Source organism: Candidatus Kryptobacter tengchongensis (genome assembly GCF_001458555.1).
Lineage (GTDB): Bacteria > Bacteroidota > Ignavibacteria > Kryptoniales > Kryptoniaceae > Kryptonium > Kryptonium tengchongense.
Genome location: NZ_CZVH01000056.1, coordinates 1 through 11,994, shown reverse-complemented (window position 1 = coordinate 11,994; position 11,994 = coordinate 1). Strand labels below are relative to the sequence as shown.

14 protein-coding genes are annotated in these 11,994 nt (G+C 35.9%); 9 read left to right on the top strand and 5 right to left on the bottom strand.

Features of this window, described 5'->3' with window-relative positions; translation table 11 throughout:
• From AT685_RS05205 to AT685_RS05195, 3 genes are all read right to left on the bottom strand, one after another.
• Positions 1-857: UbiA-like polyprenyltransferase (locus AT685_RS05205; RefSeq protein WP_072151820.1), on the bottom strand; the 857-nt coding region annotated here is incomplete at its 3' end.
• Positions 835-2,256 (bottom strand): sigma-54-dependent transcriptional regulator, encoded by a 1,422-nt coding sequence (locus AT685_RS05200; protein WP_234696250.1) that lies wholly within the window; start codon positions 2,254-2,256, stop codon positions 835-837. The genes AT685_RS05200 and AT685_RS05205, both read right to left, overlap by 23 nt.
• Complete coding sequence (locus AT685_RS05195; protein WP_072151819.1) at positions 2,228-3,505, bottom strand: two-component system sensor histidine kinase NtrB; 1,278 nt, start codon at positions 3,503-3,505, stop codon at positions 2,228-2,230. The genes AT685_RS05200 and AT685_RS05195 overlap by 29 nt, the downstream gene beginning before the upstream one ends.
• 183 nt (positions 3,506-3,688) lie before the next feature.
• Between AT685_RS05195 and AT685_RS05190 the strand changes: the two genes are divergently transcribed.
• From AT685_RS05190 to AT685_RS05150, 9 genes are all read left to right on the top strand, one after another.
• Entirely contained in the window at positions 3,689-4,417 is a 729-nt protein-coding gene (locus AT685_RS05190) for a MotA/TolQ/ExbB proton channel family protein (RefSeq protein ID WP_072151818.1), read from the top strand.
• A gap of 15 nt (positions 4,418-4,432) precedes the next feature.
• Entirely contained in the window at positions 4,433-4,939 is a 507-nt protein-coding gene (locus AT685_RS05185; protein ID WP_072150169.1) for an ExbD/TolR family protein, read from the top strand.
• Positions 4,940-4,955: 16 nt separating this feature from the next.
• Positions 4,956-5,369, top strand: coding sequence for an ExbD/TolR family protein (locus AT685_RS05180; protein WP_072150168.1), 414 nt, complete (start codon positions 4,956-4,958; stop codon positions 5,367-5,369).
• A gap of 109 nt (positions 5,370-5,478) precedes the next feature.
• A complete protein-coding gene (locus tag AT685_RS05175) occupies positions 5,479-5,937 on the top strand; it encodes a GatB/YqeY domain-containing protein (protein ID WP_072150167.1) in 459 nt (152 codons plus the stop codon).
• Positions 5,934-6,458: a CvpA family protein gene (locus AT685_RS05170; protein WP_072151817.1), complete on the top strand. Its 525-nt coding sequence runs from the start codon at positions 5,934-5,936 to the stop codon at positions 6,456-6,458. Before AT685_RS05175 ends, AT685_RS05170 begins: the two co-directional genes overlap by 4 nt.
• Positions 6,451-8,793: an endonuclease MutS2 gene (locus tag AT685_RS05165; RefSeq protein WP_072151816.1), complete on the top strand. Its 2,343-nt coding sequence runs from the start codon at positions 6,451-6,453 to the stop codon at positions 8,791-8,793. The genes AT685_RS05170 and AT685_RS05165 overlap by 8 nt, the downstream gene beginning before the upstream one ends.
• A gap of 35 nt (positions 8,794-8,828) precedes the next feature.
• Positions 8,829-10,358 (top strand): acetyl-CoA carboxylase biotin carboxylase subunit, encoded by a 1,530-nt coding sequence (gene accC, locus AT685_RS05160; RefSeq protein ID WP_081040600.1) that lies wholly within the window; start codon positions 8,829-8,831, stop codon positions 10,356-10,358.
• Positions 10,342-10,533, top strand: a complete 192-nt coding sequence (locus AT685_RS08590; protein ID WP_072151814.1) for a hypothetical protein — start codon at positions 10,342-10,344, stop codon at positions 10,531-10,533. The genes accC and AT685_RS08590 overlap by 17 nt, the downstream gene beginning before the upstream one ends.
• The gene (locus AT685_RS05150) at positions 10,470-11,000 is read left to right on the top strand and encodes a class I SAM-dependent methyltransferase (protein WP_320409074.1); all 531 of its coding nucleotides are present in this window, start codon (positions 10,470-10,472) and stop codon (positions 10,998-11,000) included. Before AT685_RS08590 ends, AT685_RS05150 begins: the two co-directional genes overlap by 64 nt.
• On the opposite strand, the gene AT685_RS05145 is transcribed toward AT685_RS05150, so the two are convergent.
• Positions 10,984-11,787: a TrmH family RNA methyltransferase gene (locus AT685_RS05145; RefSeq protein WP_072151812.1), complete on the bottom strand. Its 804-nt coding sequence runs from the start codon at positions 11,785-11,787 to the stop codon at positions 10,984-10,986. The two genes, AT685_RS05150 and AT685_RS05145, sit on opposite strands and share 17 nt — an antisense overlap.
• Before the next feature lie 2 nt (positions 11,788-11,789).
• A partial coding sequence (locus AT685_RS05140) for a methylmalonyl-CoA mutase family protein (protein ID WP_143713133.1) occupies positions 11,790-11,994 on the bottom strand: 205 nt, incomplete at its 5' end.

The following is an 11,994-nucleotide window of genomic DNA, read 5'->3' as shown; positions in this document are numbered from 1 at the left end:
TCAAATGATGATGAGACAAAATATATAGTGCTGACCAAACTGTTGATATTATTAAATGCAAAATTTACCTTTGATAAATCGTTCGGCTTAACTACTGTATGTTGATAGACCAAAAGAGCCCCGATCAAAATTAACCCCACTGTATAAGCCATGCCAAGATTGAGGAGAAATTTCAAAGAGGCAAAAGAGATAAAGGTTAAAAAATGAATCGCAAATGAAATTTTCAATGCTTTTTTAATCCCAAATTTTTGCGGAATTGAATACAGCCCATGCTTTAGATCAAATTCATAATCCTGACATGCGTAAATTATATCTGAAGCCCCTATCCAAGTCATAACCCCAAAAGCGAGTATAACGGGCGGAAGGTCAAATCTACCAGCGATTGCAAGCCATGCCCCAACTGGTGCAAGTCCAAGCGATATCCCAAGGAAAAGATGTGAAAGCCATGTAAATCTTTTTGTAAAGGAGTAAAAAAATATAACAGCGAGCGCAACCGGGGAAAGATAAAAGCAAAGTTTATTAAGTTTGTAAGAAGCTAAAATAAAAATCAGTGAAAAAATCACTACAAAAATACTTGCCTCAAAAGTTGATATTTTCCCTGTTGGCAGCTCTCTTGATTTAGTTCTTGGATTCAAAGCATCAATTTTTTTATCCACAATTCTATTAAAGCCCATTGCCGAACTTCTTGCGCTCACCATTGCAACAAGAATCCAAAAAAGTTTCTCAGGTGTGACGCTATAGAAAAAAGATGAAAAAACCACACTTGAAAGGGCAAATGGGAGAGCAAAAAGAGTATGCGAGAACTTTATCATTCTTCCATAGCTTAGCACCTTTTCAATCAGCGCCCTCGGCTTCATCTTTAGGTGAATCTTCAGGTTCTTCAAGTTGATATTCTTCTATTTTTCTATAAAGTGTGCGTCTGTCAATCCCAAGGATTTTCGCTGCATTTGACTTGTGCCATCCCGTTTCGCGAAGCACTTTCAAAATATATCTTTTCTCCAACTCCTCAAGCGTTATCCTTTCGCCAAGCGTGAGTTCCTCAACTATATTTTCAACTTTACATACCCTTATGTGCTCTGGAAGATGCTCAACTTTTATTTCATCGCTCGTTGAAAGAACAACGAGTCGTTCAATTAAATTCTCAAGTTCTCTGACATTCCCTGGCCAAGAATATCTCATCAAGCATGCAAGTGCTTCTCGTGAAATTCTTATATTTGGTCTTCCCGCTTCCTCACCATATTTTTTCAGAAAATATTCAACTAAAAGCGGTATATCTTCAACTCTTTCTCTTAACTCCGGAAGGTAAATTGGTATAACATTCAATCTATAAAACAAGTCCTCACGGAATGTTCCCTCTTTAACTGCTTTCTCAAGGTCTTTATGCGTTGCAGCTATTACTCTGACATCAACTTTTTTAGGTTTATCACTTCCGACAGCCCTTATTTCTTTTTCTTCAAGAACTCTTAAAAGTTTTGCTTGCATTGCAAGTGACATATCTCCAACTTCATCAAGGAAAATTGTCCCTCCGTTAGCTTCTTCAAAAAGTCCTTTCCTTGAACTTATTGCTCCGGTAAACGCCCCTTTTTCATGCCCAAAAAGTTCCGATTCAAGCAAACTTTCAGGAATGGCGCTACAATTCACAGCTATAAATGGCTTATCTTTTCTGGGACTATTATAATGGATTGCCTTTGCGACGAGTTCTTTCCCTGTACCACTTTTCCCGTAGATTATTACATTGCTATTCGTGTTAGCAACTTGCTTTATAAGTTGAAAAACTTTTTGCATTTGAGGGCTTTTTCCAATGATGTTTCCAAACGAATATCTTTGTTGAACTTCCCTTCTTAAAAACTCAACCTCTTTTTTCAATGAAATTTGTTCTGCAGCTCGGTCAACGATCAAAACAAATTCTTCCATATTAAACGGTTTTATAATGTAATCATAAGCACCAAGTTTCATTGACTCAACAGCAGAGCTTACAGTAGCAAATGCTGTTATCATAATTACAATAGTGTCAGGAGAAATTGATTTTATCTGTTTTAAAATCTCAAGTCCGTTCATTTCGGGCATATTTATATCAGTCACAACAATATCAAAACCATTCAGTGTAAATTTCTCAAGTGCTTCTGTCGGTTTGGGTGATGTTTCTACAGTATATCCACGCCTTGAGAGAACTTTCTTCAAAAGTTCAAGCATTTTAACATCATCATCAATGACGAGAACTTTAATATTATACGCCTTTTGGTTCTCCTCCATCATCTTCTTTATCCTCCTTTTTTATGTATGTTGGGAACTTAACAGTAAATACTGTTCCCTTCCCGGGTGTGCTTTCAACTTCAATTTTACCGTTATGTTCATCAATTATTCTTTTACTTACTGCAAGTCCAAGCCCTGTGCCTTTTCCAGCCTCTTTAGTTGTGAAAAACGGCTCAAAAATTTTGTGTATATGCTCTGGTAAAATCCCAACACCGTTATCCCTGAATTTTATATTCACATAACCATCCTTTGCAAATGTTTCAATTTCTATCACTCCGTTTTGATTTATAGCCTGGATCGCATTCACAATTATGTTTAAAAAAACTTGATGAATTTGAGAACAGTCCGCATATATACTTGGAATGTCCTCGCTGAATTTCAAGTTCAACTTTATATTTGACTTTTCAAATTGATGCTTTAAAAGTTCAACCACATGATGAAGTTCATTATTTACATTGACTTTGGTATAATTTGGTTTTCTTGGTCTTGCAAACTCAAGAAGCTGTTTTATAAGGTTTGCAATTCTTTCCGCTTGCGATATTATTGTTTCAAGTTCCTCTTTATATGGATTGTTTTCGCCCATTTCCATCATTACATACTCCGCATTTCCTGAGATTACATTAAGAGGCGTTCCTATTTCATGGGCAATCCCTGCAGCTATTTGACCAATAAGCGCAAGTTTATCTGAATGTTGTATTTGCTTTTCAAGCTCTTTAATTTGTGTCACATCTTTAACGATAGCTATGCTTCCAAGAACTTCTCCGTTCTCATCTTTTATCAAGCTTCTGGATAAATTAACGATGATCCTCCTCCCGTCCTTTCTGATACGCTCGGTTTCATAATTTTCAACATAACCTTTCCGTAGGGTTTCTTCAAATAGCCACTGTAATTCACCTTTTTCCTTAAGTTCAGATGGTACGATAGGGTCAACTGTTTTGCCAAGCATTTCATCTGCGGTGTATCCAAAAATTCTCTCAGCACCCTTGTTCCAGAAGAAAATTTTATAGTCATTATCAAGCGCAATCACAGCATCGGAATAATTTTGTATAATTGAATGAACAAGCCTTTCATGGACAGAGCGACCCTTTTTGGCAAGATCAATTACATGATGAATATATTTGATTAAAATTTGATGAATTTTTTCAATGTCTTCTTGCCTTATAGACGAAAAATTCGCGGACAATTCCTCCCGTAGCAGGTTATCTATCTCGCCAAGAAGTTCGTCAAGTTTGCTAAGAATTCTTCTTTCCATTCCAAGATGAATTTTAAATTTTTCGTTTTAAAATTACGAACAAGATGAATAAAAATCAATTTTAAAAAATCACCCCAATTTAAGCAAACGGCTATTTTTATGCTTGATTTTCTCAAATTTATTTATTATTATTTGCACAAGTGTATTATTTTAAATAAAAACTAAAACTTTGGAGGTTAAAACATGGTCTTATCACAAGTTGTATTTGCGTTTTTATTTCAAGCGCAACAGAAAGGATTAGTTGAGCAGATAACCAATATTCTCGTTGAGAAGTATATTGAAGGTGGATTTTTCATGCATCCAATTCTTGCAATTTTAATTATTGGTTTGGCTCTTTCAATAGCAAAGTGGATTTCACTTGCCAAAGCTAGCGTTGATACGAGGAAATTCCTTGGAGAAGTAAAGAAAGCTCTTGACGAGGGTGGCGTTGAAAAAGCCCTTGAAGTTTGCCAAAAAACACCAGGTCCTGTTGCGAGCATCTTTCAAGCGGGGCTTCTAAGGGCAAATGAAGGAATTGAAGCCGCTGAAAAGGCAATAATAGCGTATGGCGGAATTGAGATGGCTTTCCTTGAAAGAGGTCTTGTATGGCTTTCACTTTTCATCTCACTTGCACCTCTACTTGGATTTACGGGAACGGTTCAAGGAATGATCGTAGCATTTGATTCAATTAAAGAAGCGAAAAACATCTCACCAGAAATCGTTGCAGGTGGTATTTCAATAGCTCTCTTAACAACGCTATTTGGGCTTGTCGTTGCAATAATACTTCAAACATTTTATAATTACTTCGTTTCAAAGGTTGACAGAATAGTCATTGACATGGAGGAAAGCTCAATTGAGTTAATTGATGCGCTTGCTGCGATGCAACAGGGCAAGAAGGTAAGCACAGTGGAAACAAAAAATGCAACAAAATAAAATTTTTACAAAGCCATGTTTAGAAGAAGAAAAAGAGCCGAAGCAGAGATTCCATCTGCTTCAATGGCTGATATTGCGTTTGAATTGATGATCTTCTTCCTGGTTGCAACGACTTTTGATGTGGATACAGGTATTGGTCTCGTCCTCCCCCCAGCTGCTGAAACAACAGAACAAGTAAAGGTCAAACAAAGCGATATCGCAAAGCTCCTTGTAAATGCAGCTGGTGAAGTTCTACTTGATGGAGAACTTATCACTGTACCGCAAATTAGAGAAACGATAAAGAACAAAATCAAAGCAAATCCAAAGCTGATCGTCTCCATCAAAACAGACCGTGAAACAAATTACAGCAGATATATTGAAGTGCTTGATGAACTGAAACTCGCATATAACGATTTGCGTGAAGAGTATTCTCTTAAAACATTTGGCAAGTCTTTTAAAGACCTGACGAAAGATCAACAGGAAGAAGTCAAAAAAGAGGTCCCAATTCGTATCTCAATCGCCGAACCAGAAGAAGTTAAATAAACGAGGTGATAAATAAATGAAATTTCAGAAAAAATTCGGACAAACGAAACCACGTGTTCCAACTGCATCCTTGCCTGATATCATTTTCATGATGTTACTGTTTTTCATGGTCACGACAACGATTAAAGTTTACGATGTCAAAGTTAGGTATATTTTACCAGAAGCAGCTGCTATTGAAAAAATTGAGAACAAACGACTTATTTCCTATATATGGGTTGGAAAGGATGGAAGAATCCAAATTGATGATAATATAGTTCAACTTGATGATATCATTGACATCATGTATAGAAAAAGGCAAGAGAATCCAAATGTCATCGTTTCGCTTAGAATTGACAGAGATTCAAAGATGGGGATCGTGATTGATATTCAACAGAGATTAAGAAAGGCGGATGCATTAAGAATTAATTACTCAACTTTGCAAAAGCTGTAATGTGTTTTAGCATAAAAGCTTTAAAAAGATTGTTAGATAGGTTCTTAACAAAATGAAAGGCAGGCGATTGTCCTGCCTTTTTATTTTTAAAAACAAAATCGTGAAAAAAATGGGGCTCAGAGAAAAACTTGCAGATGAATTAAAAAATGCCATGAAATCTGGCGATAAAATTCGGCTTGAAGTTGTAAGAATGCTCCAAACAATGATAAGAAGGAAAGAAATTGAAAGAAAGGGTGAAGGAAAGGAATTAACAGAGGAAGATGAAATTCAAGTTATAAAATCCGAGATCAAAAAAAGAAAAGAAGCGATTGAACTTTTTGAGAAAGGTGGTAGAACCGACCTTGCTGAAAAAGAGAGAAAAGAACTTGAAATTTTAAATGAATATCTACCTGAACAAATGTCAGAGGAAGAAATAACAAAATTCGTTGAAAAAGTTATTCAAGAAATCGGCGCAACAGGACCTAAAGATATCGGCAAGGTCATGGGAGCAGTGATGAAAGAGCTCCGTGGGAAAGCTGATGGCGCAATTGTTCAAAAAATCGTTAAAGAAAAACTTCAATCACAGTGAATTGGCTTGATTACATAATACTTTGCTTGCTTGCGATTTTTGTATACCGTGGTTTTAAAAAAGGATTTATAACAAGAATACTTGCCCTCGCTGGAGCTGTGCTTGGCATATGGCTTGGCGTGAAACATAACTTGAAAGTTGCCCAGTTTTTGAACGATATAGGGGTATCTGCTGATATTTCACCTTATCTTGCAATGTTTTTAATTTTTCTGACGTCCATCCTAACGGCAACATTGCTCGCAAGATTCCTGAAAAATGTTTCAATTTTCATTGAACTAACTGATAACATTCTCGGAGCGATTTTAGGACTTCTTGAGGGTCTTTTAATACTTGGGATTTTGCTTATCTTTCTTGCTTCAATTAATTTCCCATCAGAACAGGTCAGAAATACCTCAAAATTTTATAAGCCAGTGACGAAAGCAACCATTGGGGTTTACGATTTCATTGAGAAAAATTTTGGATCAAAAATTAGATTTAAAGAACAAATTCAAAAAACAATTGAAAAGATAAAGGGTGAATAACGAGACGCTAAATAAACTTGAGTTTGATAAAATAAAGCAACACATCCTCTCATTTGCGACCTCACAAATTGGCATTGAACTCATTGAAAACCTTTCACCATACACAAATAAAAGCATCATTGAGAGAGAGTTAAAATTGACAGTTGAAATGAAAGACCTACTTGCTTACGACGACCCATTTCCAATTGACGGCATCAAGGATATACGAATCGCATTGAGAAGATGCGAAATTGAGGAAAGTTTCTTGACGCCTTCTGATTTTCTTGATATAAAGTCAGTCCTTACTGCTTCAAGATTAATAAGAGAATATCTTAACAAGCGAGCTCAGAAATACCCAAATTTGTGGGAACTTGCAAGGAATATATTTGTGAACAGGGTGCTTGAGTATAATATAGAGGAAATCATAGATGAAACTGGAAATGTAAAGGATAACGCAAGCCCAGAGCTTAGGCAAATTCGTGAGGAGATCCTCAGAAAGCAAGATTATGTGAGAAAAAGATTATACGCAATTCTAAAGCAAATTTCGGAAAAAGATTACACTCAAGATGATATAATTCCTCAAAGGGATGGTCGTCTTGTAATACCAATTAAAGTTGAACATAAAAGACATGTGCTAGGCGTTGTTCATGGAACATCATCAACTGGTTTAACTGTGTTCATTGAACCAGCTGAAATAGTTGAGTTAAACAACGAAATCTTGCAACTTCAATTTCAAGAGCAGAAAGAGATTGAGCGAATACTCCGGGAATTAACAAATAAGGTCAGAGAAAATTTACAATATCTTCAGACCAACATAAATATCCTCGCCAAACTTGATTTTATTTATGCGAAGGCAAAATTTGCACTTCAAATAGATGGTTATGCTCCTGAGATTTCCGATGATGGTCCAATCGTTTTAAACTCTGCATATCATCCCATTCTTTTGTTAAGGCATGGACGGAACAAAGTTGTCCCACTTGACTTTAAACTTGGTGATAGTTCATCTGTTCTTGTGATCTCTGGACCGAATTCAGGTGGCAAGACTGTTGCTTTAAAAACAGTTGGTTTACTTACAATTATGACCCAAGCGGGGATACCCGTGCCATTGAAAGAATCAAGCAAATTAAGAATTTTCAAAAAAGTTTTCATTGACATAGGCGACGAACAATCAGTTGAGAAAGATCTTTCATCTTTCGGTTCGCACATTAAAAATCTGAAAAAGATAATTTCCGAAGCTGATAACAAAACCCTTGTACTCCTTGATGAGCTTGGTTCCGGAACTGATCCTGCAGAGGGTGGAGCACTTGGAATTGCCATAATTGAAAAATTGAAAGCCAAAGGATCATCTGTAATCGTCACAACTCACAACAGCACAATTAAATTTTATGCCTATAACAATCCCGAAATTGAATGCGGAGCAATGGAATTTGACCATCAAACGCTTGCTCCAACCTATAGATTAAGAATTGGTGTTCCGGGAAGTAGCTATGCATTTGAAATTGCGAAGCGACTTGGACTTGATGAGGAGATAATAAACAGCGCAAAGAAAAATCTTAATGAACATCAAGTAAAAGCCGAGGAAATTTTATCACGCCTTGAAGCACTTGAGGTTGAATACAGAAAACTTGTAAACGAATTAAAGGAAAAAGATGAAAAACTTAACAAAATGATTTCGGAGTATAAACAAAAACTTGCTGAGGTTGAGCGCGAAAAGAAAAAGGCAAAAAAAGAAGCATTTGCGGAACTCAGAGAAATAGCTGAAAATGCGAGAGCAAAAATTGAAGAAGCGATAAGAAAGATAAAAGAAACAGAGGCTTCAAAAGAAAGCATAAAGCACGCGCACAAAGTCGCTGAACAGATAAACAAACAATTTCATGAATTGTCAAAACAGCTTGAGGAACAAAAAGATGAAATAATTGAGCTTAAACCAGGGGATTTAGTAAAGATGAGAGATGGAACACAAATCGGTGAAGTTTTGCAGGTTGATGGATCAAATGTTGTCGTTGCCTTCGGCGCTGTGAAAATGCTTCTAAAGACGGATGTGCTTGAAAAGGTTGAGCAAAAAGAAGCTAAAAAATTAACCTCAGCAATTGACCTTTTTGCGCCTGTATCAACGAAAATTGATGTGAGAGGAATGCGAGCAGATGAGGCGATAAATGCAATTGATAAATTTATTGATACGAGCTTTCTATACAGGTTGAAACGAATTGAAATAATTCATGGCAAAGGTACGGGAAAATTAAAAAAGGAGATAGCTGAATTTTTAAAACGACATCCGAATGTCAAATCATTTCGTTCAGGAAGCTGGGAAGAAGGTGGCGATGGAGTTACCATTGTTGAGTTGAATGTTGACTAAATCGCTCACCTTTCAAAAATAAAATATCAAAATCTATGCGAATCTTAATTGCAAACCGTGGTGAAATCGCAGTTAGAGTTATGCGAAGCTGTAAAATACTTGGAATTGAAACAATAGCAATTTATTCAAAAGTTGATAAAGATAAACCTTTCGTTGCGATAGCTGATTATGCTGAATGTATAGGCGAGGCAAATCCAATAGAAACATATCTCAACATGGAAAAAATAATAAAAGTGGCTAAAGATTTGAAAGCAGACGCAATTCATCCAGGATATGGTTTTCTTTCTGAAAATGAAGAATTTGCTAAACTCGTGCAGGATAACGGGATAATTTTTGTGGGTCCATCACCTGATGCAATTAAAAAAATGGGGGATAAACTTGAAGCACGAAAAATTGCAAAAAGCGTTGGCGTTCCAATAGTCCCGGGCTCCGAAAATCCAATAACTGATACAAATGAGACAATCAAAATTGCCAAAGAAATAGGCTTACCAATCTTAATCAAAGCAGCAGCTGGTGGTGGTGGCAAAGGAATGCGAATCGTTTATGAGGAAAGTGAACTTGAATCAGCAATAAGAGGAGCCAAAAATGAAGCCATGTTCGCATTCGGAGATGATAGAGTTTATATTGAAAAATATGTTGAGGAACCACATCATATTGAAGTGCAAATACTTGCAGATAAATTTGGAAATGTCATCGCGCTTGGGGAAAGAGAATGCTCAATTCAAAGAAGGCACCAAAAAGTAATTGAAGAAACACCATCGCCAATCATCACCCCTGATTTAAGGGAAAAATTATTTGAATCAGCAATCAAAATTGCAAAAGCTGTAAATTACGAAAACGCTGGAACAATTGAGTTTTTAGTTGATAAAGATAGAAACTTTTATTTCCTTGAAATGAATACCCGCCTTCAAGTTGAACACCCTGTAACAGAAATGGTCACTGGAATTGATATAGTGGCTGAACAGATAAAAATTGCCCTCGGAAATAAGTTGAGTTTCTCGCAAGAAGATATAAAACCACACGGACATGCAATTGAATGCAGAATCTATGCCGAAGATCCATTTAATAATTTTCTTCCGTCAACTGGAAAAATCACCGAAATAAAACAGCCAAGCGGTCCATGGATCAGAATTGATGCTGGAATTGAAGCGGGAAATGAAATAACGATTCATTATGACCCGATGATTTCAAAGATAATAGCGTGGGGAAGAAATAGGATTGAGGCAATTGAAAGAATGAAGATAGCCCTCAGCGAGTATAAAATTTATGGAGTTAAGACAACAATACCATTTTGCCTCTGGGTTATGAGCAATGAATTTTTCCGCAAAGGTAAATACGACACGCATTTTATTAAAAATTATTTTAATCCATCTGAGTTGAAAGAAAGCGCTGAAATTTCAACCGATGGCTCTATATCAACTCAAATTGCAATTGCCATCGCTTCAGGAATCTTGAACCTTGAAAAAATGCACCAAAAGATTTCAACAAAATTGCAAGCACAATCACCGAATTCAAGGGAAAATGTAAATAGATGGAAGCTCAAACGATATGAAAATTTCAGATGAGCAACTTACACTCATCAATCTTTACAAAAATGCAAAATTTTCGGAAAAGCTGAAGATTTACGCAAGAATAATTTTCAACTTCAATCAAATAAAAAACATCTTGATAATTACATTCCCGAATCAGGTTCTGTCTTTGACTATGGTTGTGGGTATGGGATTTTCTCAAATTATATAAAGATAAAAAATCCAAAATTGAAAGTAGTCGGTTTTGACATTTCAACAACAAGGATAAACGAAGCCAAAAGATCAGCTGAAAAAACAGATGTTGAATTCACAAACACCTTTGAAGATTTTGAATTAGATAATTTAAAACTTGTCCTTCTTATTGATGTCCTTCTTTTCCTAAAACACATTGAAAAGATTGAACTGCTAAAAAAAATTTACAATTCGCTTGAAACTGGCGGAATCATCTTTATAAAAGACACATTGAAATCAGGATCTTTCAGATTTAAATACACAAAATTTGAGGAGAAACTCAAATTAAAACTAAAAGTTTACGGGGATGATGTAAAACCAGAACTAAATTACATGACCCCTTCCGAATTCGTTGAAATTCTTACCCCGATAGGTTTTGAAATCATTGATATCATACCTGAAAATCACCTCGTTTACCCAGGAATTTTCATCATCGCTCAAAAATAGAATAAGCTCTTTCAGAAAGAATTATTCCAACCGAAACTGCAACATTCAAAGATTCCGCTTTGCCGAATTTTTTTATTTTCACTGTTGTATCCGAGATTTTACAAAGTTCCTCGCTAACGCCATGGGCTTCACTTCCAAAAATTAACACAATTTTATTTTCGTTGCTCAACTCATGAAAATCTATCTTCCCAGACGGAGCGGTGGAGAAAATTTTAAATCCCAAACTTTTCAATTTAATTAGATAATTTTTCAAATCAACATTTTGCAAGAAGGGAACATTAAAGACTGAAGCCATCGTTGCCCTGAGTGTCTTTGGGTTAAAGACATCAACGCTCATATCTGAAATCAAAACGAGGTCAACTTTAAACCAATCACAAACTCTGAAAATTGCCCCAAGATTCCCTGGATCGGAGATTCTATCAAGGGCGACAACAGTTGAATAATTTTTCCGCTGTATATTTTTCAAAAGATCGTTTTCGCTATATTCAAACATTTTTGCAACAGCGATGATCCCTTGTGATGTTTCAACATCTGAGATCTTTTCAAGTTCATCTTCACCAATTTCATAAACTTCAATTTTTTTGTTCTTGAGGTGATTCAAAAACTCTTGATTTTGTGGCGTCCTCAAAAATTTCTCAGAATAGGCAACATACGAAATTTCAGCGCCGAATTTAATCGCATCTTTTATAAGCTTTTCTCCTTCAATGATAAAAAGACCAGTTTTATATCTGTATTTTTTATTTTTTAAAAGTTGAATCTGTGCATATTTTTGCCTGCTTATTTTCATCTTCACCTCTCCTTATATTCTCCCCAGATTTCCCTTAAGGCATCTGAAATTTCTCCGATAGTTGCATAAGCTTCAACGCATTCAATTATTAAAGGCATTAAATTTTCCCCGAGGAGTGCACCTTCTTTTAATCTCTTCAACGATAATTTCACCTTATCATTATCTCTTTCCATTCTTAATTTCTTCAATCTCTCTATCTGTTTTTTG